Genomic DNA, 20,884 nt, shown 5'->3' with positions numbered 1-20,884 from the left:
CGTGAGCACCAGCGGCTCTCCGACTCCCTACCGACCTGTCGATCCAGCCCCGACGGTGCTCCTCCTGCGCGAGGGCGCGGCGCGACGGAATCCACTCCGCTCGATCACCGGCGGATGTCGCTCGGCCCGGCCGAGGTGGTGACGGCTGACAGCAGTGCGCGGATGCCGCGGCCGACGTGACCCACGTACCCACGACCGCCGGGGTCGTTGGCGATCTGCTCGGAGGCGAGGCCACTGATCAGTCCGCGGACGAGAGCGATGTCGGCCGGGTCGCTGACGCCGGCCGCCAGGAGCCGGTCGACCAGCGTGCCGAGGACGCCGAGTGCCACGTCGTGGCTGGCGTCGCTGGGCGCGAAGCCGGGAACGGTCCGCTGCAGCATCAGGTGGTAGCGGGCGGGGTGCTCGACGCAGTACCCGACCACGGCCTCCGCCACCGAGACGACTGCGTCGATCGGGTCCTCGCGCCTCGGCACGCGATCGAGGACGGCGCGCAGGTCGGAGAACCCGTCGGCGAACAGTGCGTCCAGCAGTGCCTGCTTGGTCGGGAAGTAGTAGGTCAACGACTGCTGGCGCAACCCGACCGACCGCGCCACCTCACGCACGCTGAGCGCCGCGGCGCCCTCACGCGCCATCACCGACCACGCCGCGTCGAGGATCTGGCGCTCGACCGCCGCGCGCCGGTCCGCCATCCGGCTCACGTGCGTATCTGTCATTGACAGGTGATCCTGTCAGTGACAGAGTCCTCGGTCAATCCCGGCTCGTCGAGCGTGAGGAGATCCCGATGAGCGTCGTGCCCGAGCAGGACACGGACGGCACGCCCGTCGCCGCCCCGCTCACCCCGCTCCTGCGGGAGGCGATGGTGAGCTGGGAGGTGCTCGAGGAGCAGTACCGCCCGCTGCTGAAGCTGGTGGACACCGTTCTCGGGGTCGTGCCGAACTGCGACCGCTATCTGGAGATCTGGCCACCCGCGTTCCGCACCTACAACATCCTGGTGCCGAACTTCCTCAATCTGCCGGTGCCCGTCATGGGGCTGGGCGGGCCACCTCCGGCGGTCGTGGGCCTGGCGATGTACGTCGCGAGCCGCACCGCGGAGTGCCCTTACTGCTCGGCGCACAGCTGCTCGTTCGCGATGCGTCGTGGGGCCTCGCCGGAGCAGGTCGCGGCTGCTCTCCTCCCCGAGGCCGCGTCCTTCGATCGCGGGGAGCTCGCGACGATCGCCGTGGCCCGGTCACTCGCACGCATCCCCTGTGAGCTGACCGCCGAGGAGCGAGCCGAGCTGCTCGACGTCTACGGCGAGCGGAACGCCGAGTGGATCGTGCTCGGCGCGGCCATGATGGGCTTCCTCAACAAGTTCATGGACGCCATCGGCGTCGAACTCGAGGAGTCGGTCGTCGCCGAGGTCGCGCACACGCTGGGCCCCCACTGGTCGCCCGGCAAGGCAGGTGCGCTGCTCGACCCCACCATCCCTCCCCGTCCCGCGCCGCCGGTCGACGGGTGGGGGACCAAGCTGCGGCTGCTGCCGTTGCTGCCCGGCGCCATCCGGCTCGATCGCCGGTGGCAGCGTGGGGTGCCGAGCCGGTGGCCGGCGGTCGGCGAGTTCCTCCGGGAGCGGACCGGGCACGAGTTCCCCGTGCTGGCGCGCCTCCGGTCCGGCCGTGTCCGCCGGAGCATCGCCTCGATGCTGCGGGAGAACCTCGACCCTGCGACGTCCGTCGTCGGCATCGACGCCAAAGTGCTCGTCGGAGCCGTCTTCGCCGAGATCGTCCAGGACGAGCACCTCGCAGTCGGCATCCGCGCTCTGGGCCACCGCGCCGACGTCGGTGGTCAGCGACTCGCCGACGCAGTTGCCATCGCGCGCGGCGACGACACGAGGCTCCCTGCGGGTGACCGGACGACGGCGGCGGTGCTGAGGTTGGCCCGGGCGGCCTCGTCCAGCCCCGCGTCCGTCGATGCGGCGACCGTCGCGGCTTGTCGGGACGGCGGGCTGTCGGCGGAGGCCGTCGTCGAGGTCGTCACCTGGATGTCGGTGTTGCAGATGCTGCACCGGGTCACCTGCTTCGCCATGGACGCCGACTGACACGTGCGGTGTCGCCGAGGCGCACACGTCCCTGAATGGCGACGAACTCCGCAACGCTGCACGCCCATCGCACCGGCGCCGGCCGACACTGCCGGCTCGACGGGAGGAGACCGCTGTGGCCGAGCGTCGACGCCACGACTCGGTGACCGTGACCATCGCGGCGCCACCGGACGAGGTGTACGAGCTGGTGGCCGACATCTCCCGTATGGGGGAGTGGAGCCCCGAGTGTCGCCAGTGCGCCTGGACCGGCGGCGCGACGGGCCCGGCCGTCGGTGCCCGGTTCAAGGCCCGCAACAAGGGCCGCCGCGGTCCCGGGTGGTTCAACACGCCGGTGGTCATCGTCGCCGAGGTGGGCCGTGAGTTCGCGTTCAACCGGAACGGGCCGGGCATCGGCTCCTACACCTGGCGGTACGTGCTCGAGCCGACCCCGAGCGGAACGCGGCTGACCGAGTCCTACGAGGTGGAGCGCCCGCTGCCGAAGGCGATGTCCTGGCTGACGGAGAAGTGGACCGGCAGCGCGGACCGCGATGCGGACCTGCATGAGGGCATGCAGACAACGCTCTCCCGCATCAAGGCGGCCGCCGAAGCGCGCTGACCCGGAGTGCACACCCGTGGCGACCCTGCCAGCTCCCGCCCTCCCGCGAATGTGCAGTGGCGGAGCCCGCGCACCGTCACCGTCATGACGACGAGGACATCCCGGGGACGACGGGACGCCCATCGACGGCCGCGACCCGCTCGCCCTGCTGCTCGGGATGCTGTCCGACCAGCACGTGCGTCGACGAAGCAGCTGAACGCAGGAGCACCTACGCCCACATCCACCGCATCCGGCGTCCCCTCGTGGGCTCTCGTGTCACCTGCGCCAGAACAGGTGGTGCGTCACGCCGCTCGGGCTGGGCACGACGTCGAGGTGGAAGCGGTCGAGCAGCTCGTCGGGTGAGGTCCAGAGCCGGACGCCGGCGCCGAGCTCCACCGGCGAGACCGCCACGTGCATGGTGTCGACGAGGTCGGCGTCGAGGAACTGCCGGATGACGGTGGCCCCGCCGCCGAGTCGGACGTCCCGGCCCTGGGCCGCCTCCCGTGCCAGGTCGAGGACCGTGGCCGGGTCGGCGTCGACGAAGTGGAACGTGGTGTCGGAGAGCGTGAACGACGGGCGCGGGTGGTGGGTCATCACGAACACAGGGGTGTGGAACGGCGGCTCGGCGCCCCACCAGCCCTGCCACTCGTGGTCCTCCCAGGGGCCACGCTGGGGACCGAACTTGTTGCGACCCATGATCTCGGCGCCGATGTTGTGGGCGAAGTCCCGGGTGAAGTAGTCGTCGAGCCCGCGGCTGCCTCCGGGATCGGTGCGGTTGGGCCAGCTCGCCGTGGCGCCGGCCCAGGCGAACAGGTCCCCGGGGTCGGCGTGGCCGAACGGTCTCTCCAGGCTCTGGTGTTCACCGGCCCCGAATCCGTCACTCGAGACGGTGAAGTTCTGGACTCTGAGCAGCTGGTCCACGTGGCTCCTCCTCGTGCGGCCGATGACAGGTGGACCGTCGGTCAGCGGGGAACTCATCGCCGGGCGGGGATGCGGTTCGCAGGGGTACCGGGCTGCGGCCGGCGATGGCGGAGCGGAGAGCTCAGGATGCGGCCTGCACGGCGGGAGAGACGCCGTGTCGGCCGCTGGAACTGTCCGGCCGTCCGGCCTGCACCTCGACCGGACCGCGTGGCAGCGGTGGCCGTCGTCCGCGACCGGGCGGTGCGCTCCGGTCCGCGGCCATCGCAGCCACCGTGTCGGCGGCGGAGGGGTGGGCTGCGCCTGAGCGCTCCAGTACCCGGCCCGCGCGGCGAAGCGGTCGGATCGGCGCCGGCGCGGACCGGGTGCTGGTGTGCCCGGACGGGTTGGGCCGCTCGGACGTGCGCGCCACGATGCAGACCGACGAGGGGGCTCCACCTACGCCCAGCACTCCGGCCTGGTGAGCTCACCCCGGCGATCCTCGCGAGCATGGGCGGCGGGGCGCCGACGAACTCGGACGAGCACTACCAGTCCTCGACCGATCCCCGCTTGGAGACAGGGGACGAGCGCTACGCGGGGTCGACCAGGCCGTGTTCCTGGCCGGCGGGTCCTGCCCGGAGCCCGGGTGCAGTACCGGGTCCACCGGGTCACGAACGTGAACCGACGACCGGGCCCACGGGCGTTGCGGCGCTCGGCAGCACGCGTCGGCGTCTCGGACCACCGCATGGTCCGCGGTCGAGCTCGTTCCTGCCCGGTGGAACCGGGGGACGAACGGGGGGCGTTGGTCCCTACACCGCACAGGCCCTGCGGGCCACAGTCGGCGGAGCGAGCAGCTGACGACCGTCTCGTCCGACCAGAGTCCGACAGCGCCGATCGGAGCCAGCCATGCCCACGACGATGCGGAGAGCGACCGGCCACCTCCGGGCGATGGCACTGGTCAGCTGCGTGGTCGGCCTGGTGGTCACGGGCATCCCGTCCGCCGCGGCGACGGCGCCGGAGGTCATCGTCCTGCCGGGCGCCACCTCGGCGGAGGGCATCGCACACGGCGGGGGCAGCACGTTCTACGCGGGCGACCTGTTCGCCGGCGACGTGTTCCGCGGCGACCTGGAGAAGGGGACCGCCGAGCTCTTCATCGACGCGCCGGAGGGGCGGTGGGCGGTCGGCATGGACGCCGACACCCGGCACGACCTGCTGTACGTGGCGGGCGGCGGCACCGGTCAGGCGTACGTCTACGACCTGCGGACCGGGGTCACCGTCGCCACCTACCAGTTCGCTCCGCCGTCCCCACCGGACGCCGATCCCCCCACCACAGTGGTCAACGACGTCACCCTCACCGAGTCGGGCGCGTGGTTCACCGAGAGCCGCCGGGGCGTCCTGTACTTCGTGCCGATCGACCGCCACGGCCGACCGGGAGCAGAGTTCCGCACGCTGACCCTGCGGGGACCGGCGGCCGAGACACCAGGCCCGTTCAACCTCAACGGCATCGCCGCCGTCCGGCACGGCGGCACGCTCGTCGTCGCGCACGCCGCCAACGGCGCGCTGTACACGGTGGATCCGGCGAGCGGCGACAGCGCCCGGATCACCGGGGTCAGCGTGCCGACCGTCGATGGCATCGTGCTGCACGGCCGACGGCTCTGGGCGGTGCAGAACAGCAACCAGGTCACCGAGGTGCGGCTGAGCGGGGATCTGACGGCCGGATCGGTCGTGGAGGTCATCACGAGCGACCTCTTCCAGGTCCCGACGACCGCGATCCGGCACGACAGCCGGCTCGCCGTCGTGAACGCGAAGTTCGACACCGGCCTCCCACCGACCGCCGAGCAGTACGAGGTCGTGCTCGTCGACGACTGACCCGGTCTGCGTCGGCCCGGGGCCGCCGTCGACGGTGGCCGGCAGGGATCACGGGGAGAGGTCTCCGGCGGCCGGGAGGCCGCGTCCCGTGCGTCCTCCCCGAGCTGACTGGCCGGAGCGCGATCGCCGCCGTGCTCACCGGGCTGCAGGTCCCGACCGCGCGGAGGCAATCGCCCGACCCCGGGCGACCGGCACGGGCCTCGGCCAGCGGCTGTACCCGCCACGTCGGTGATCCGCGCGGGAGGTCGTCCGATCGACACGGGAGCGGGTGCCGCTGCAGACCCGCCCCCTGCCGCGGCGGCCTGCGTCCCGCCGACCCATCCTGGCCCGGACCGGTTGCTCAGCGCCCCGTGAACCGGACGTCTCAGATCGAGGAGCGGGTGGACACGGCTACCGGCAACCGGCAGGGGGCAGACGTCGCCGTCCGTCCAGTGCGGCAGGATCGGGGACGTGCCGACCCTCCGCCTGACCCAGGACGCCGCGGCCGACGAGCTGCTCGGCCGGGACCCCCTGGCCCTGCTGCTCGGGATGCTGTTCGACCAGCAGTTCCCCATGGAGCGGGCCTTCTCCGGGCCGCGCCTGCTGGCAGACCGGATGGGCGTCGACACGCTCTCGGCGGCCGACATCGCCGACGCCGACCCCGAACACCTCGCGAAGGTCTTCCAGGGCCCGCCGGCGGTCCACCGCTACCCCGGCTCGATGGCCGCCCGCGCCCAGGCGGTGTGCCGGCTCCTGGTCGAGCGCTACGACGGCCGCGCGGAGCGGCTGTGGGCCGACGTCCCGGACGGCGCCACCCTCCTGGAGCGCATCGGCCAGCTGCCCGGCTTCGGGGCGCAGAAGGCGAAGATCTTCGTTGCGCTGCTCGGCAAGCAGTACGGCGTCACCCCGCCGGGCTGGCGGGAGGCCGCAGGCGACTACGGCCAGGAGGGGGCCCGGCGGTCGGTCGCCGACATCACCGGACCGGAGTCCCTGGCCGAGGTGCGGCAGTTCAAGCAGGAGGCCAAGCGCGCGGCGAAGGGCGCCGTGACCTCCTGAGAGACCACGTCGGGGCGCCTGCATCGTGCGCGATCCGGTGGCACGATGGGCGGCAGACCCCGGGCTGTGCGGGGGACCCAGGCGCCGTCGGGACGCCGGGCGCCGCAGCCCGTGGAGCCGATCCGCCGAGACCCGTGAGGGCGGCGGAGGGGAGGAAGCCCGTGGCCTCGAGCCAGCAGCCCGCGCGATCCCGCCGGCCGGAGCCGGTGCTCATCACCGAGGCGGAACCGAGCCTGGCCGAGCAGCACGCCGCGCGGAAGAAGCGCTACGTGATCACCATGGCCGTTCGCGGCGTGAGCCTGGTGCTGGCCGCGGTCTTCTACCAGACGCTGTGGCTCGCGCTGATCTTCGCCCTCCTGGGCACCGTGCTGCCCTGGATCGCGGTGATGATGGCCAACGACCGGCCGCCGAAGAAGAAGCTCGACGCGCACCGCTACACCCCGCCGCGGCCGGACCGCATCCTGGAGAACCCCGCGCGCCCGGGCCGGGTCATCGAGCACTGAAGGGCCCCCTCTGCCCCCACCGTGGAAGGGTCCCTTCCTCCCCACCCTTCGCGAGCTCAGGGTGGGACCCGGGACGGGGCCGCGGCGGGCCCTGCAAGGGGTTCCAGCACCTCACCAGGGCCTCAGCGGGCACCGGGCGTGGCCACCACGGCCGCGGCCCGCGCCAGGCCCGCCTCCAGGGCCGCGACCGGGTCGCCGTCCCGGTCGGCCAGCCAGACCGACAGCAGCCCGGCGGTGAACGCGTCTCCGGCGCCGGTGGTGTCGACCACCCGCGCCGGGTGCGCCGGCCGGTGCACCAGCACGTCGCCCGCCGCCCACAGCGCGCCGTCGGCGCCCAGCGTCACGACCGCGACCGGGTGGCGGGTAGCGAGCGCCCGGGCCGCCGCTGCCGGGTCGGCGCGGCCGGTGAGCAGCCGCGCCTCGTCCGCGTTGGGCAGCACCAGCGTGGCCGCCGCGGTGTCGGCCAACCAGCGCTCGACGCCGTGGGCGGCCAGCGGTCCGGTGGACGCCGGGTCCACCGAGGCGGTGCACCCGGCGGCGCGGGCAGCGGCCACGGCGGCGAGGACGGCGGCGCGCGGACCCGGGGTGAACAGGCTGTAGCCGGAGACGTGCAGGTGCCCGCCCCGCGCCGGTACCGGGACGTCCGCCGCCTCCAGGGCGAGGTTGGCGCCGCGGTCGGCCAGCATGCTGCGCTGCCCTCCGGGTTCGACCAGGCTGACGATCGTCCCGGTGGCCGCACCCGGCACGGTGCGCACGGCCGGTGTCACCCCGGCGGCGGCCAGCTCGGCGACCAGGCCGGTGCCCGAGGCGTCGTCCCCCACGCAGCCGGCGAAGGTGACCGGCGTGCCGAGCCGGGCCAGGTGGACAGCGACGTTCGCGCCGGCCCCGCCGCCGCGGCTGCGGATCGTCGCCGGCCGGTCCGACCCGGGCGCCGGGTCCCCGTCGAGCAGCACGACGACGTCGGTGACCAGGTCGCCGACCACCACGACGTCCGGCACGGTCAGCAGGGGAGCGCGGCCAGGGCCGCGGCGATCCGGCCGGCCAGCTCCGCGTTGCGCAGCACCAGGCGCACGTTGACCGCGAGCGTCGCGCCCTCGCTGACCCGGTGCAGGTGGTCGAGCACGAAGGGCGTCACCGCCTTGCCGCGCACGCCGGCCCGCGCGGCGGCGGCCAGCGCGTCGGCGATCACCCGGTCGTGCAGGGCGGGGTCGAGCTGCTCGTCGTCCGGCAGCGGGTTGGCCACCACCACGCCGCCGGGGGTCAGGCCCCGCCGCGCGGCGAGGACGGCGGCGGCCTCCTCGGGCGAGGACACCGCCCAGTCCACCGTCGAGCCGGAGTCGGCGACGTAGAAGCCGGGGAAGGTCGTCGTCCCGTAGCCCACCACGGTGACCGACAGCGACTCCAGCCGCTCCAGCGTCGCCGCGACGTCCAGGATGGACTTCACCCCCGCGCACACCACCAGCAGCGGGGTGCGCGACAGCGTGGTGAGGTCGGCGGACTCGTCGAAGGTGTCGGCCGCCTCGCGGTGCACGCCACCGAGCCCGCCGGTGGCGAAGACGCCGATGCCCGCGGCGGCGGCCAGCAGCGCGGTGCTCGAGACCGTCGTCGCCCCGCTGCGGCCCAGCGCCAGCGCGACCGGCAGGTCGCGCACGGCCAGCTTGGCCAGGTCGGGGTCGGCGCACACCCGGTCGAGCTCGGCAGCGGTCAGCCCGACGTGCGGCACGCCGTCGAGGACGGCGATGGTCGCCGGGACCGCGCCCCCGGCCCGGACGGCGGCCTCGACCTCGTCGGCCGCGGCGCGGTTGTCCGGCCGGGGCAGGCCGTGGGCCAGCAGCGTGCTCTCCAGCGCCACGACCGGCCGGCCGGCCGCCAGCGCGTCGGCGACCTCGGGGGAGAGCACGGGGGCCGGGGACGACGGGACGGCGGCCGGACCGGGGGAGGGGAGCTGCACCCTGCCATCATGGGGGGCGGGGGAGTCGCGCTCCGGAGGCGCCTCCCGGACCGTCCCCGACCCGAGGGAGCACCCGCGTGAGCAGCACCGACATCCTCGAGAAGCCCGACGTCCGCGAGGGCGACACCGGCAACGCCAACGAGGTCTTCCACTACGTGCGCAAGAACAAGATCGCCGAGAGCGCGGTCATGGGCACGATGGTCGAGGCCCTGTGCGGCGAGGTCTTCCCGGTGACCAAGAGCCCCAAGCCGGGCAGCCCGGTGTGCCCGGCCTGCAAGGAGATCTACGAGCAGCTCCGCAAGGACTGAGCCGGCCGCCGTCCCTCGACGACCACGAGGTCCGGGGAGCGACACGCCGTCCGGAATCGGTGGGTCGCTACCGCAACTCCATGATCGTCGCGATGCCGGTCCGGGGGCTCACAGCGGTTCTCGGGTTCTTGGGGGTGGTCGACCGGCGAGATCGGCGATCTCGCACGCTCCGAGGCCGGTCACCGTGCGAGACCACCGATCTCGCCGCTGCGACGGCACGAACCGTCAATCGACCTGCTCCCGCGCACGCTGCAGCTTGGCGGCCCGCCGCCGCTGGCTGCGCCGCTGGTGCCGGCGCAGCGGCGCGGGCCAGCGGGCCTGCACCGTCGCGTTCAGCTCGGCGCCGAGCAGCACCGACATCCCGAAGAAGAAGCAGAACAGCAGCACGGCGATCGGGGTGGCCAGCGCCCCGTAGGGCAGCGTGGTGGTGAGGATGTCGGCCACGTAGGCGCGAGTGGCCAGCGCGGTGACGACGAAGAAGGCGACGGCCAGCACGGTGCCCGGCAGGTGCCGGTGCCACGGCAGCCGCCGCGGCAGCACCACGTGGTAGAAGCTGGTCAGCGCCAGCAGCAGGCCGACGAGGACCACCGGCCAGTACACCGCGTTGACCAGCACCGTCGCGGTGGCCTGCCAGTCGGTCGGCAGCAGCGAGACCAGCACCCCCCGGCCGAGCACCAGCAGCGGCAGCGTGAGCACCGCCAGGAGCAGGCCGACGACGAACAACCACAGCGCCATGAGCCGGGTGCGGACCGGGCCGCGCACGTCGCGCTGGTCGTAGGCGATGACCACCGTGTTCATGAACGTGGCCGTCGCCGAGGAGCCGGCCCACAGCGAGAGCAGGAAGCCCACGCTCACCAGCTCCAGCCGCCCCGAGCCGAGGATGTCGTCGAGGGTGGGCTGCACCAGCGAGGCGACGACGTCCGGCGTCAGCACCTCCGTCGAGGCGCGGAGCAGCTCCGCCTCGATCCGGGCCACCGAGTCCTCGCCGATGAGCGTGCCCAGGTAGCCCAGCGTGCCCAGCAGCCCGATCAGCAGCGGCGGCACGGAGAGGATCTGCCAGAACGCCGCCTCCGCCGACAGCCCCAGGATGCGGTCGTGCCAGGCCTTGGCGACCGTGCGCCCGAGCACCTGCAGCGGGACGCGCAGCGGAGCGGGCCAGCGGTCGAGCCGTCCCTGGGCCGGCCCGGCACCGTCCACGGGGACGGCGGTGGCTCCCGCCGGGACGTCGTCGTCGGCGCCGTCCTCGGGGGAACCGGTGCCGGCGGATCGGCCCCCGGGCAGGACGGTGCGCACCGCTCCAGTGTGCACGCAGGTCAGCGCGGGGACCGGCCGACCGGGCCGGGCGCCGTCACCCGCCACCCGGGCGGGCGACGGGGCGGGCCGGGGTGGTCAGCCGCCGGGAGCGGGCGCCGGAACCGGGACCGTGCCGTCGGGCGCCGGCGGGGCGGCCGGGTCGGCCACCGGCACGCAGACGACCCGCGGCTCGGCGGCGTACCGGGTGCGGAAGTCCTCGCGCCTGACCTCCGCACCGCTGGCCGGGTCGTTGAACACCCGGGTGACGGTGATGTCGAAGCCGGTCGAGCCGCCCTGCGGGCTGCAGCTGCCGTCGTCCGGCTTCTCCTGCACGACCGGCTCGCGGAGGTTGTAGCGGTCGCTGCTGATCGACTCGATGTCGTACCGCTTGGTCCCGTAGAAGGTGACGGTGAGGGAGTTCGGCGTCCACTGGGTGTCGACGTAGACGCCGGTGTCGCCGTCGTTGCGCCACTTCAGGTCGATCGAGTCGTAGTAGACCGTCGCCTCGCGGCCGGCCGGGTAGCGGCTGATGTAGAAGCTGTGCGGCTTGTGGTAGACGTCCTCGAGGCCGGCGAAGAAGACCGCGTTGAACATCGTGGTGGCGACCTGGCTGACACCGCCGCCGACGGCCGTGGCGAACTCGCCGTTCTGGATGACGCCGGCCTCGACGTAGCCCTGGGCGGCGGTGCGCGGGCCGGTGTGGCCGTTGAGGCTGAAGGTCTCGCCGGGCCGGACCAGCGCACCGTCGATCTCCGCGGCGGCCACCCGGATGTTCGTGCCGCTGGCGGCGCTGGTGAAGTTCGTGGTGAAGCTGCTGATCTCCTCGCGGATGCCCAGCGCCTCGGCGTCGGCGGTGGTGAACTCCGGCGCGAGGGGGCCCAGGTCGGCGGTGACCGTGCGCGGCGCGGGTTGCGGCAGGACCTCCAGCAGATGGGTGGAGAGCGCGGCGGGGTCGATGCCGGTGCCGTCGACCGAGGGGACGATCGAGACACTGCCCCCGGACAGCTCGAAGCGCGCGTCCTCGGCGGGGGTGCCGAACTCGGCGAAGTCGTCGCCCATTGCCTCCTGCAGCGCGGCGGGGTCGATCGCGACGGCCAGCCCGCCGTCCTCCTGCGGCGTGAAGGTCAGGGACGCGGCGATCGCGCGCTCGGGCACCTCGACGGAGGTGGCGCCGTCCTGGCTGGACACCGTGACCGGGGCCGCCAGGCCGGGGGTGACCGTCTCGTCCAGGACCCGCTGGGCCTCCGCGGTGTCCACCGACACCTCGGTGACGTCGACGGGGAGCTCGATGGGGGTGGTGGGGTCGCCGCCGGAGGCGAGCGCGGCGGTGACCGCCTCGGCGGAGCCCTCGCGGTCGAGGGTCCGCCCGGGCACGGGCTCGACGAGGCGGGGCGTCGTCCCCTCGATGGCGATGGTGGCGTCGACCGGGGCGCGGTCGACCTGCTCGGCGATCCCGTCGATCTGGGCGGCGAGCGCGGTGTCCTCGCCGGTGATCACCGGGTCGACCTCGCGCTCGGCCACGAGGCTGACCAGGCGGGTCCAGGGGTTCAGCGGCTGGTCGGCGGCGGCGTCGACGGTGCCCTCGACGTCGAGGGTGATGCCGGCGGTGGCGGGCGAGAGGGTGGCCTCCACGTCGTCGGCCAGCACCACGTGGTCGGCGACGACGCGGGGGGCGAGGTCGGTCTCCAGCCGATCGGCGGCCGCCGCGGGGGAGAGGCCGCCGAGGTCGACGCCGGCCACGACGGTGTTGCGGGGGACGTCGCCGCCGGTGACCACGAGGTCCAGCCCGTAGCCGGCGGCCAGGACGCCGGCCGCCGCGACAGGGGTGACCAGAGCGGGGCGGCGCCACCAGGAGCGGCGGGGCTGCGGCGTGCCCGCGTCCGGGCTGTCGCCGTCCGGGCCGTCGGAGCTGCCGTTCCCCACCCCGCCGGCGTCCGGGGTCCCCGCCGGCACGGGGGCCAGCACGCCGGTGCGGTCGTCGGGGTCGGCGGGCGGCGGGAGCAGGCCGGGCGCCGCACCGGGGGCGAACCGGATGTCCTGCGTCTCGCCGTCCTCGACGGCGGGCTCCGACGGAGCCGGCGTCTCGTCGTCGGCCTCGGGCGCTGGCGCTCCGGGCGGGTCGGCAGGGGTCGCCGGGCCGGGCACCTCGGGGCCGATCGGGCCGCGGTCGCGCGGCACGGGGCGGGTCTCGTCGGAGAGGCCGACGTCCTCGATGGGGGCGGTGTGGTCCGGCTGGTCCGGGGACTGCTGCGCCGGCGTCTGCCCGGTGGGGGTCTGCTGGGCGTGCGGCGCGGGGGACTGCGGGGGCATCGCGGGATCTCCGGGTTGTCGTCGACCGGGGGATCCCGGAAACGACGGAGCCGCCGGCGCCCTGTCCCCATCAGGTGGGGACGGGACGCCGGCGGCGGCGTCGGGTGAGGGCTGCATCGCTGTCCGCGACGATAGCGCCTCCGTCAGTGGCTGAGGCGCTGTTCGCCGTCAGTCTCGATGATGTCGACGGCGATGTCGCGGAGCTTGCCCTCGTACTCACGGGCGTGGTGCCCGCAGAAGACGAGGTCGCTGCCGCTGGCGAGGACCACCCGCACCTTGGCCAGTGCGCCACAGCGGTCACAGTGAAAGGGAACGACGAGGTCGTCGGCGGGCGGGGTCGTCGTCAGCGTCTGGGTCATCTGGGTCATCACTCGCTCTCTACCGCACGGACCCGCGGCTGCGGATCGGCCTCCTGCACAGCGCCAGGATGTCCCCCTGTGTTCCCGTTCCGTCCGTTCCGACGGTGGACTCGCCGAAGACGGTGAGGCCGGTGCCGGTGGTGCGGGTGGTGCCGGGTCAGCAGGGACGTCACTGGGTGGTGCCGGTCTGTCGTGTCGTGCTGTTGTCGTCGTTCGCGTGCGCCGGTCGTCATCCGGCTGGTGGGTCCGCTGCTGTCTTGACAACCCCCACGCTACGCCGTCTACCCGGCGCGTGACGCCGTACACCGATCGCCCGGCTCATCGGGGTGAGATCGTGACCATCCCGAGATGAGTCGACGGCCCCCGACCCGTCCGGGTCGGGGGCCGTCGAGCACCCTCTGGCCCCGTCCCGAGGCTCGCCCCCCGAGCGTGCGAGGGGTGAGGAGGACGGGGTCCTCTTTCAGTCCAGGTAGTCGCGCAGCACCTGGGAGCGGCTGGGGTGGCGCAGCTTCGACATCGTCTTGCTCTCGATCTGCCGGATCCGCTCCCGGGTCACGCCGTAGACCTGGCCGATCTCGTCGAGCGTGCGCGGCTGGCCGTCGGTGAGGCCGAAGCGCAGCCGGACGACGCCGGCCTCCCGCTCCGACAGCGTCTGCAGCACGCTGGTCAGCTGGTCCTGCATGAGCGTGAAGCTCACCGCGTCGACGGCGACGACGGCCTCGGAGTCCTCGATGAAGTCACCGAGCTGGCTGTCGCCCTCGTCGCCGATGGTCTGGTCGAGGCTGATCGGCTCCCGGGCGTACTGCTGGATCTCCAGCACCTTGTCCGGGGTGATGTCCATCTCCTTGGCCAGCTCCTCCGGGGTGGGCTCGCGGCCCAGGTCCTGGAGCAGCTCGCGCTGGATGCGGCCGAGCTTGTTGATGACCTCCACCATGTGCACCGGGATGCGGATGGTGCGGGCCTGGTCGGCCATGGCGCGGGTGATCGCCTGCCGGATCCACCAGGTGGCGTACGTGGAGAACTTGTAGCCCTTGGTGTAGTCGAACTTCTCGACGGCGCGGATCAGGCCGAGGTTGCCCTCCTGGATGAGGTCCAGGAACGCCATGCCGCGGCCGGTGTACCGCTTTGCGAGGGAGACCACGAGGCGGAGGTTGGCCTCCAGCAGGTGGTTCTTGGCGCGCTCGCCGTCGCGGACGATCCAGTTGAGGTCGCGGCGCATCTGCGGGGAGAGCTTCTGGCCCTCCTCCTCGGCCTGGCGCAGCCGCTCGGCGCCGTAGAGCCCGGCCTCGATGCGCTTGGCGAGGTCGACCTCCTCCTCGGCGTTGAGCAGCGCGACCTTGCCGATCTGCTTGAGGTAGGCGCGGACGGAGTCGGCCGAGGCGGTGAGCTCGGCGTCCTTGCGGGCCTGGCGGAGGGCCTCGGACTCCTCCTCGTCGTCCCACTCGAAGTCGCCGCCCTCGGCGGCCTCCTCGGGAGTGGCGGCCACCTCGGAGTCGGTCGGGGCCTCGGCGACGCCGTCCGGCGTGGCCACGATCGTCTCGTCGATCGTGAGGCCCTCGCTGCCGGCGTCCACCACGGCGACCGCGCCGGTGTCGGTGGCCACGGCGGTGAGCACGGCGCCCTCACCGCCGCCCGGGGAGGGCGTGATCGTCGGCTTGCGGGCGCCCTTGGCGGCGGTGGGCTTCGCCGCACTCTTGGCCGTCCGCTTGCGAGCGGGGGCCTTGGCCGGTGCTGGCTGGTCGGCGGGCACTCAGGTTCCTTCCCGTGCTGGGTGCGTTCCCCGGGGGGCCGTGTGGTCCCCGGGCAGCGGCCTCGGCCGGCGTCCGGAGCGCGAGAGGGCCCGACGGACGTCCGGGGTTTCACCGGTGCGCAAGTGGGGGATGCCTCTCGGCTGGGAGCGACGGGAGCGTGGCGTTTCCATTGTAACGACGCGTTTCCCCCGGTCCACCGTTTCGCCGGGCGCGGTGCCCCCGACCTGGGGGACTGCACCGAGGCGCAGGGGCGTTCTCACCCTCCGTGGTGACGCCGCGCCGTGCCGGGACGGTCACTGCCCGATGCGTTCCTCGGCGGCCAGCGCCGCGCCGACGATGCCGGCGTCGTTGAGCAGCTGCGCCGGGACGACGGGGGTGCGGGTCGACAGCAGCGGCACCCACTTGTGCGCCTTCTTGCTCACCCCGCCGCCGACGATGATCAGGTCCGGCCAGACGGCGGCCTCCAGGACGTCGAGGTAGCGGTCCACCCGCTTGGCCCACTGCGGGTAGCTGAGGTCCTCGCGCTCGCGGGCCGACGCGGAGGCGCGCTTCTCGCCGTCCTCGCCGTCGACCTCGATGTGGCCGAACTCGGTGTTGGGCACCAGGACGCCGTCGGTGAACAGGGCGCTGCCGATGCCGGTGCCGAAGGTCAGCATGAGGACGACGCCCCGCTTGTCGCGGCCGGCGCCGTAGCGCATCTCGGCGAAGCCGGCGGCGTCGGCGTCGTTGAGCGTCTGCACCGTGCCGGGGATACGGGAGGCCAGCCCCTCGGCCAGGTGCGTGCCCAGCCAGCTCTTGTCGACGTTGGCCGCGGTGTGCACGACCCCGCTCTTCAGCACCCCGGGGAAGGTGACGCCGATGCGCCCCTCCCACCCGAAGGAGTCCACGATCCGCGCGACGACGTCGTACACGGGGTCGGGAAGCGAGGGCTGCGGCGTCTCGATGCGCACCCGCTCGCCCTGCAGCTGGCCCGTGTCGAGGTCGACCAGGCACCCCTTGATCCCGCTGCCACCGATGTCCACGCCGAAGCCGAGCACGCGGTCAGGGTAGTGATCGCCGGAGTCCGCGCCAGACCCGCTCGTGCAGGATCGGGCCATGACCACCGCGCCGGAGCCCGCCGCCCTGCTCGACCTCGCCGTCGCCACCGCCCGCGAGGCCGCCGACCTGGTCGCGCGCGGCCGCGCCTCGGCCGGTGCGCAGGTCGACGTCAAGTCCAGCCCGGTCGACATGGTCACCGCTGTGGACCGCGCCTGCGAGGAGCTGGTCACCCGCCGGCTGCTCGGCGCCCGGCCGGACGACGGGCTACTGGGGGAGGAGGGCGGCGAGCGCAGCGGCACCAGCGGGGTGCGCTGGGTCGTCGACCCGATCGACGGCACCACCAACTTCGTCTACGGCCTGCCCGCGTACGCGGTGTCCATCGCCGCCGAGGTCGACGGGGAGGCGGTGGCCGGCGTGGTCCTCAACGCGGCCACCGGCGAGCTGTTCTCGGCGACCGCCGGCGGCGGCGCGCACCTGACCGTCCCCGGGGCCGACCCGGTGCGGCTGACCGGCAGCCGCCCGCCCTCGCTGGACCGGGCGCTGGTGGCCACCGGCTTCGGCTACCGCGCCGAGCAGCGCCGCGCCCAGGCCGCGGTGGTCGCCGAGCTGCTGCCGCGGGTCCGCGACATCCGCCGGCACGGCTCGGCCGCCCTGGACCTGTGCACCGTGGCCGCCGGCCGGGTCGACGCGTACTACGAGATGCACCTCAACCGCTGGGACGTCGCCGCGGGCGCCCTCGTGGCGGCCGAGGCCGGCGTGGTCGTCACCGGCCTGCCGGACCGGCCGTTCGCCGAGCCCCTGGGCATCGCGGTGGCGCCGTCGGTGGCCGACGAGTTCCTCGCCCTGCTCGACCGGCTGCACACCCGCTAGCCGGTCGTCGCTCCCGGGGTCCCACGACGCGCCGCCCGGGCGCCCGCCGTCGCCTGCCCGATGTCGATCCCGGGGGTGTTGCGGCGTCGATCGGCGTGTGCGCGCGCCGCCTGCAACGAGCCCATGATCAACTCCTGCGGCGGGCCGTTCAGCAGGCAGCGGCGGCGCTGGCGCCTGCGGCGAGCGCGGCCTCGACCTCCTCCGGCGGCGCGAGGCCGGCGAAGTCGGGGCCGATCACGAAGTCCACCGTGGCGGTGGCCCGGGTGTCGAGGAAGTCGCCGGCTCCGGGGAGGAACAGCGCGACGTAGGCGGCGGCCTCGTTGCCGCGCGGGCCGTGGCGCAGCTCGCCGACGCCGGTGACCTCGCGCTCGGTCGGGTCGTTGGCGATCTCCTCGACGACGAAGCCCCGCTCCTGCAGGGTCGCCGCGACCTCCTGGGCCAGCCCCCCTCTGTCGGTGGCGTTGAACACCCGGAGCGTGACCGTGGTCGGGTCCAGGGAGGGCGGTGCCGCCGAGGCGCTGGCGCAAGCCTGCTCCTCCTCGGCCTCGAGCTCCCCCTCGGTGTCGAAGACGTTCCACCACACGACCAGCGCGGCCAGGGCGAGGACCAGCAGGAAGACCAGCGGCGGGATCGGCCGGCGGCCGCTGCGGGGACGCACCGCGGAACGGTCGGTGGGCGGCGCGCTCACGGGCTCTCCTCGGTCACTGGTGGACGGCCGGAGTGTAGGGCCGGGCGCGCTGTCTAGATCACACCGTCGTCGAGTGCGGCGCGTCCCCGCTCCACGCACGGGTCGATGCGGTCGGCGTACCCGGCGGTGTCCTTGCCGGCCATGGCGCCGGCGGCCGACCGGGCCACGATCCCGGCGACGATCGCGGCGAACTTGAAGTACGCGAAGGCGACGTACCAGGGCAGGTCGGACAGGTCCAGGCCGCTGCGGGCGGCGTAGCGTGCCGCGACCTCCGCGCGGGTCGGGAAGCCCTCGAGGGAGGTGACCGTGCTCTGCCCGGCGACGGCCTCCTCCCCGGCCTGCGGCCAGTAGACGTGCAGCATCCCGAGGTCGGCCAGCGGGTCGCCGAGGGTGGACATCTCCCAGTCCAGCACCGCCCGGATCCGGCCGGGGATCTGCGGGTCGAGCAGGCAGTTGTCCAGCCGGAAGTCGCCGTGGACGATCCCGTTGCGCTGGGTGGTGGGAACCGTCTGCGCCAGCCGGGCGGCGAGGGCGTCCAGCCCCGGGCGGTCGCGGTCGCGGGTGGCGTCCCACTGCTGGGTCCAGCGCCGCACCTGCCGGGCCATGAAGCCCTCGGGCCGCCCGAAGTCGCCCAGGCCGACCGCCTCGTGGTCGACGGCGTGCAGGTCGGCCAGGACGTCGACCAGCCCCTCGCCGATCGCGCGGCGCTGGGCCGGCTCGTCGGCGTAGCCGGCCGGGATCTCGTCGACGACGTGCAGGCCGACGACCCGCTCCATCACGTAGAAGGGGGCGCCGAGCACCTCGGTGTCGGTGCACAGGTGCAGGGTCCGCGGCACCGGGACGGCGGTGGGCACGAGCGCGGACACCACCTTGTGCTCGCGGGCCATGTCGTGCGCGGTGGCGAGCACCGCGCCGGTCGGCGGGCGCCGCAGGATCACCGCGTCGTCGTCCGCCCCGTCCTCCGGGGTGACCACGTAGGTGAGGTTGGACATGCCCGCCGCGATCAACTCCACGCGTACCCGGGACCACCGCTCCTCCCCGAGGACGGAGGCCAGGTAGGGCCCGACGACGGCCGGATCAGCACCCACGGGAGTCGACACGGGCGCAGGGTAACCTCTGGCGCTCCGCGCTCCGTCCGATCCTCCCGGTAGCCAGGTGGCGACACCCTCGCGACCCTCGCGCGCCGGGCACAAACGGCGACCGCGCGACGTTGGGGGGTCCGCCGGTCAGACCGTGCCGGCTGTCCCGCCGTCCGCCGGTGGGTCGGGCGGCACGGGCGCAGGAGCACCGGCCGGTGTCCGCCTCCGCGGTCACCGGTCCTCGGACCCCCGGTCGCCGACGGCGGCCGGACACCACGGCGGCGCCGCAGGCCGGCGCCGCGAACGATGCGGGCGCCGCGCCCGCGACGACCCCGGAGGAGGGGCACTTCCCATGGCCACCGACTACGACGCCCCGCGCCGCAACGAGGCCGACGAGCTCGGCGAGGACTCGCTCGAGGAGCTCAAGGCCCGCCGCGCCGAGGCGCAGTCCTCGTCGGTCGACGTCGACGAGACCGACTTCAACGAGAACCTCGAGCTCCCCGGCGCCGACCTGTCCAACGAGGAGCTCACCGTCCGTGTGCTGCCCAAGCAGGAGGACGAGTTCACCTGCTCGCGCTGCTTCCTGGTGCAGCACCGCAGCCGGCTCGCGGCGACCAAGGGCGACCAGCTCTTCTGCCGCGACTGCGCCGCCTGACGAAGGACCCCGCTGCCCCCCACCCCTCGCAGGCTCGGGGCGGGACCCTGCAGCGGGGCCATCCCTGGGCACGCCGGGAGAGGCGTGCGAGCGGAGGAGAGCCAGTGACGGACCACCGAGAGCGCACCGGACCGGTGCGGGACGTGCCGCCGCCGCGCCCGGTCGTGCCCGCAGCGACCGGTGGCGCCACGGCCCCCACCGCGGAGGAGGGCCCGCTCTCGCGGGCCGGCCGGCTGCTGGCTGACGCCGTCTCCGGCCTGCTCGGCGGGACGACGGAGCCGACCTCCGAGGGGCGCCGCTCGACCGCGGCGACGGTGCGCGACGTCGTCGCCGCGGTCGCGGCCGCCGGGGTCCGCGCCGGCCGCGACGCCACCCGGCCGGCCGCGGACGGCGGTGGGCAGCCGCGCACCCCCGGCGACCTCCTGGGCGACCTGCTGACCACCACCGCCCCGCGGCTGCCCATCCGCGACGCCGCGCGGCTGCGCGCCGCCCACCCCGGCGCGACCGACGAGGAGATCGCCGACGCGCTCGTGGCCCGGGCCGCGACGCTCACCTCCGGCATCGGCGCGGCGATCGGCGGGCTGTCCGCGGCCCACTGGGTCGCGCCGCCGTCGCTGCTGGCGTTGCCGCTCGAGCTGGGTGCGGAGACGGTGCTCACCGCCGCCGTGGAGGTGGTCCTGCTCGGTGAGCTGCACGAGCTGCACGGGCGCCCCGCGGCGGGCGACGCCCGGGCCCGCGCGCTGGCCTACCTGTCCAGCTGGACGCAGCAGCGGGCGGTCGACGACTCCGCCGTCCCCGGGCTGGGTGCCGTCCTGGGCACGGCCGGCCTGCGCACGCTGAGCCGCCGGGTGACCCGCCGGATGGCCCGCAGCGTCCCGGGGGCGGCCCCGTTCCTCCTCGGCGCGGCGCTGGGCGGCCGCGCCAACCGGAAGGCGACCGAGGCGCTGGCCCGGCGGGTGCTCGCCGACCTGCGCCGCCCCCGCCGCTGACACGAGGCCCGGCCCTGTCGGCCCCGTCCAGAGGCTCGCCGCCGGCCCCGTCCAGAGGCTCGTCCCGAGCCTGCGAGGGATGAGGAGGACGGGGTCCTTCTCCGAGGCGTGGGGAGGAGGGGGTCCTTATAGGGTCGCGGACGTGCCCGACCCCTCCCTCCCCGTCGTCCGCGAGGTGGAGGTCCCGGTGCGGCTGACCTCCCCGGAGGACGCCGTCCCCGCCTATGCCCTGCCCGGTGACGCCGGGGCCGACCTGGCCATCGCCGAGGACCTCGAGCTGGCGCCGTTCCAGCGGGCGCTGGTGGGCACCGGCGTGGCGGTGGCGATCCCGGAGGGGTACGCCGGCTTCGTGCACCCGCGCTCGGGCCTGGCCCACCGGATGGGGCTGTCGCTGGTGAACGCGCCGGGCACCATCGACGCCGGCTACCGCGGGGAGATCAAGGTCAACCTGGTGAACCTCGACTCCACGCGCCCGCTGCGACTGCGCCGGGGCGACCGCGTCGCGCAGCTGGTGGTGCAGCCGGTCGTGCGCGCCCGGTTCGTGCCGGTCGAGCAGCTGCCGGAGAGCGTGCGGGGGGCCGGGGGCCACGGGTCGACCGGCGGGCACGCCACCGTCTCGGGAAAGGGAACCGACTGAC

At 74.4% G+C, this 20,884-nt stretch carries 21 protein-coding genes; 10 read left to right on the top strand and 11 right to left on the bottom strand.

Annotation, left to right across the window (positions count from 1 at the left end):
* Positions 1-104: 104 nt before the first annotated feature.
* Positions 105-713: a TetR/AcrR family transcriptional regulator gene (locus ACI78Z_RS15920; protein ID WP_457037509.1), complete on the bottom strand. Its 609-nt coding sequence runs from the start codon at positions 711-713 to the stop codon at positions 105-107.
* A 68-nt stretch (positions 714-781) separates the two neighbouring features.
* On the opposite strand from ACI78Z_RS15920, the gene ACI78Z_RS15915 reads away from it, so the two are divergent.
* Positions 782-2,077: a hypothetical protein gene (locus ACI78Z_RS15915; RefSeq protein WP_457037508.1), complete on the top strand. Its 1,296-nt coding sequence runs from the start codon at positions 782-784 to the stop codon at positions 2,075-2,077.
* Between the two features lie 115 nt (positions 2,078-2,192).
* Positions 2,193-2,672, top strand: a complete 480-nt coding sequence (locus ACI78Z_RS15910; RefSeq protein WP_457037507.1) for an SRPBCC family protein — start codon at positions 2,193-2,195, stop codon at positions 2,670-2,672.
* 255 nt (positions 2,673-2,927) lie between these two features.
* Here ACI78Z_RS15910 and ACI78Z_RS15905 read toward each other — a convergent pair whose 3' ends face one another.
* Positions 2,928-3,572, bottom strand: a complete 645-nt coding sequence (locus ACI78Z_RS15905) for a dihydrofolate reductase family protein (protein WP_457037506.1) — start codon at positions 3,570-3,572, stop codon at positions 2,928-2,930.
* A gap of 882 nt (positions 3,573-4,454) precedes the next feature.
* Between ACI78Z_RS15905 and ACI78Z_RS15900 the strand changes: the two genes are divergently transcribed.
* The 3 genes from ACI78Z_RS15900 (at position 4,455) to ACI78Z_RS15890 (ending at position 6,955) form a co-directional block, all read left to right on the top strand.
* Positions 4,455-5,417: a hypothetical protein gene (locus ACI78Z_RS15900; protein ID WP_457037505.1), complete on the top strand. Its 963-nt coding sequence runs from the start codon at positions 4,455-4,457 to the stop codon at positions 5,415-5,417.
* Positions 5,418-5,867: 450 nt separating this feature from the next.
* Positions 5,868-6,452 carry an HhH-GPD-type base excision DNA repair protein gene (locus ACI78Z_RS15895; RefSeq protein ID WP_457037504.1) on the top strand — a complete coding sequence of 195 codons (585 nt, stop codon included), beginning with the start codon at positions 5,868-5,870 and terminating at the stop codon, positions 6,450-6,452.
* Between the two features lie 161 nt (positions 6,453-6,613).
* A complete protein-coding gene (locus ACI78Z_RS15890) occupies positions 6,614-6,955 on the top strand; it encodes a DUF3099 domain-containing protein (RefSeq protein ID WP_457037503.1) in 342 nt (113 codons plus the stop codon).
* Between the two features lie 122 nt (positions 6,956-7,077).
* Here ACI78Z_RS15890 and ACI78Z_RS15885 read toward each other — a convergent pair whose 3' ends face one another.
* Both ACI78Z_RS15885 and ACI78Z_RS15880 read right to left on the bottom strand, forming a co-directional pair.
* A complete protein-coding gene (locus ACI78Z_RS15885; protein ID WP_457037502.1) occupies positions 7,078-7,953 on the bottom strand; it encodes a carbohydrate kinase family protein in 876 nt (291 codons plus the stop codon).
* Between the two features lie 2 nt (positions 7,954-7,955).
* Positions 7,956-8,906, bottom strand: a complete 951-nt coding sequence (locus ACI78Z_RS15880) for a pseudouridine-5'-phosphate glycosidase (RefSeq protein WP_457037501.1) — start codon at positions 8,904-8,906, stop codon at positions 7,956-7,958.
* Between the two features lie 77 nt (positions 8,907-8,983).
* Between ACI78Z_RS15880 and ACI78Z_RS15875 the strand changes: the two genes are divergently transcribed.
* Entirely contained in the window at positions 8,984-9,214 is a 231-nt protein-coding gene (locus ACI78Z_RS15875; RefSeq protein WP_457037500.1) for a DUF3039 domain-containing protein, read from the top strand.
* Between the two features lie 225 nt (positions 9,215-9,439).
* On the opposite strand, the gene ACI78Z_RS15870 is transcribed toward ACI78Z_RS15875, so the two are convergent.
* The 5 genes from ACI78Z_RS15870 to ppgK all read right to left on the bottom strand — a co-directional run bounded on the left by ACI78Z_RS15870 (position 9,440) and on the right by ppgK (position 15,964).
* Positions 9,440-10,507 carry a YihY/virulence factor BrkB family protein gene (locus ACI78Z_RS15870; protein ID WP_457037499.1) on the bottom strand — a complete coding sequence of 356 codons (1,068 nt, stop codon included), beginning with the start codon at positions 10,505-10,507 and terminating at the stop codon, positions 9,440-9,442.
* Positions 10,508-10,603: 96 nt separating this feature from the next.
* Positions 10,604-12,817 carry a VanW family protein gene (locus ACI78Z_RS15865; protein WP_457037498.1) on the bottom strand — a complete coding sequence of 738 codons (2,214 nt, stop codon included), beginning with the start codon at positions 12,815-12,817 and terminating at the stop codon, positions 10,604-10,606.
* A gap of 143 nt (positions 12,818-12,960) precedes the next feature.
* Positions 12,961-13,185 (bottom strand): DUF7455 domain-containing protein, encoded by a 225-nt coding sequence (locus ACI78Z_RS15860; protein WP_012949566.1) that lies wholly within the window; start codon positions 13,183-13,185, stop codon positions 12,961-12,963.
* A gap of 451 nt (positions 13,186-13,636) precedes the next feature.
* Positions 13,637-14,926 carry an RNA polymerase sigma factor gene (locus ACI78Z_RS15855; protein WP_457037497.1) on the bottom strand — a complete coding sequence of 430 codons (1,290 nt, stop codon included), beginning with the start codon at positions 14,924-14,926 and terminating at the stop codon, positions 13,637-13,639.
* Between the two features lie 294 nt (positions 14,927-15,220).
* Entirely contained in the window at positions 15,221-15,964 is a 744-nt protein-coding gene (gene ppgK, locus ACI78Z_RS15850) for a polyphosphate--glucose phosphotransferase (protein ID WP_457037496.1), read from the bottom strand.
* 58 nt (positions 15,965-16,022) lie between these two features.
* Here ppgK and ACI78Z_RS15845 point away from each other — a divergent pair, with 58 nt between their 5' ends.
* Positions 16,023-16,835 (top strand): inositol monophosphatase family protein, encoded by an 813-nt coding sequence (locus ACI78Z_RS15845; protein WP_457037495.1) that lies wholly within the window; start codon positions 16,023-16,025, stop codon positions 16,833-16,835.
* Between the two features lie 148 nt (positions 16,836-16,983).
* Here the strand turns inward: ACI78Z_RS15845 and ACI78Z_RS15840 are convergent, their stop codons facing one another.
* Entirely contained in the window at positions 16,984-17,523 is a 540-nt protein-coding gene (locus ACI78Z_RS15840; RefSeq protein WP_457037494.1) for a LytR C-terminal domain-containing protein, read from the bottom strand.
* A 53-nt stretch (positions 17,524-17,576) separates the two neighbouring features.
* Positions 17,577-18,623, bottom strand: coding sequence for a phosphotransferase family protein (locus ACI78Z_RS15835; RefSeq protein ID WP_457037493.1), 1,047 nt, complete (start codon positions 18,621-18,623; stop codon positions 17,577-17,579).
* Between the two features lie 331 nt (positions 18,624-18,954).
* On the opposite strand from ACI78Z_RS15835, the gene ACI78Z_RS15830 reads away from it, so the two are divergent.
* The 3 genes from ACI78Z_RS15830 to dut all read left to right on the top strand — a co-directional run bounded on the left by ACI78Z_RS15830 (position 18,955) and on the right by dut (position 20,883).
* Positions 18,955-19,257, top strand: a complete 303-nt coding sequence (locus tag ACI78Z_RS15830; RefSeq protein ID WP_012948011.1) for a DUF4193 domain-containing protein — start codon at positions 18,955-18,957, stop codon at positions 19,255-19,257.
* A 104-nt stretch (positions 19,258-19,361) separates the two neighbouring features.
* Positions 19,362-20,246: a hypothetical protein gene (locus ACI78Z_RS15825; RefSeq protein ID WP_457037492.1), complete on the top strand. Its 885-nt coding sequence runs from the start codon at positions 19,362-19,364 to the stop codon at positions 20,244-20,246.
* Positions 20,247-20,388: 142 nt separating this feature from the next.
* Positions 20,389-20,883, top strand: coding sequence for a dUTP diphosphatase (gene dut, locus ACI78Z_RS15820; RefSeq protein WP_457037491.1), 495 nt, complete (start codon positions 20,389-20,391; stop codon positions 20,881-20,883).
* Position 20,884 lies beyond the last annotated feature (1 nt).

It is taken from the genome of Geodermatophilus sp. SYSU D01176 (genome assembly GCF_054050015.1).
Note: the sequence above shows the minus strand (reverse complement) of the source record. Positions and strands in the feature narration are given on the sequence as shown.

Excerpts from the sequence above, each read along its gene's own strand:
- ACI78Z_RS15920 (WP_457037509.1), bottom strand. The coding sequence starts at position 713 with ATGACAGATACGCACGTGAGCCGGATGGCGGACCGGCGCGCGGCGGTC.
- ACI78Z_RS15915 (WP_457037508.1), top strand. The coding sequence starts at position 782 with ATGAGCGTCGTGCCCGAGCAGGACACGGACGGCACGCCCGTCGCCGCC.
- ACI78Z_RS15900 (WP_457037505.1), top strand. The coding sequence starts at position 4,455 with ATGCCCACGACGATGCGGAGAGCGACCGGCCACCTCCGGGCGATGGCA.
- ACI78Z_RS15865 (WP_457037498.1), bottom strand. The coding sequence starts at position 12,817 with ATGCCCCCGCAGTCCCCCGCGCCGCACGCCCAGCAGACCCCCACCGGG.
- ACI78Z_RS15860 (WP_012949566.1), bottom strand. The coding sequence starts at position 13,185 with ATGACCCAGATGACCCAGACGCTGACGACGACCCCGCCCGCCGACGAC.
- ACI78Z_RS15845 (WP_457037495.1), top strand. The coding sequence starts at position 16,023 with ATGACCACCGCGCCGGAGCCCGCCGCCCTGCTCGACCTCGCCGTCGCC.
- ACI78Z_RS15830 (WP_012948011.1), top strand. The coding sequence starts at position 18,955 with ATGGCCACCGACTACGACGCCCCGCGCCGCAACGAGGCCGACGAGCTC.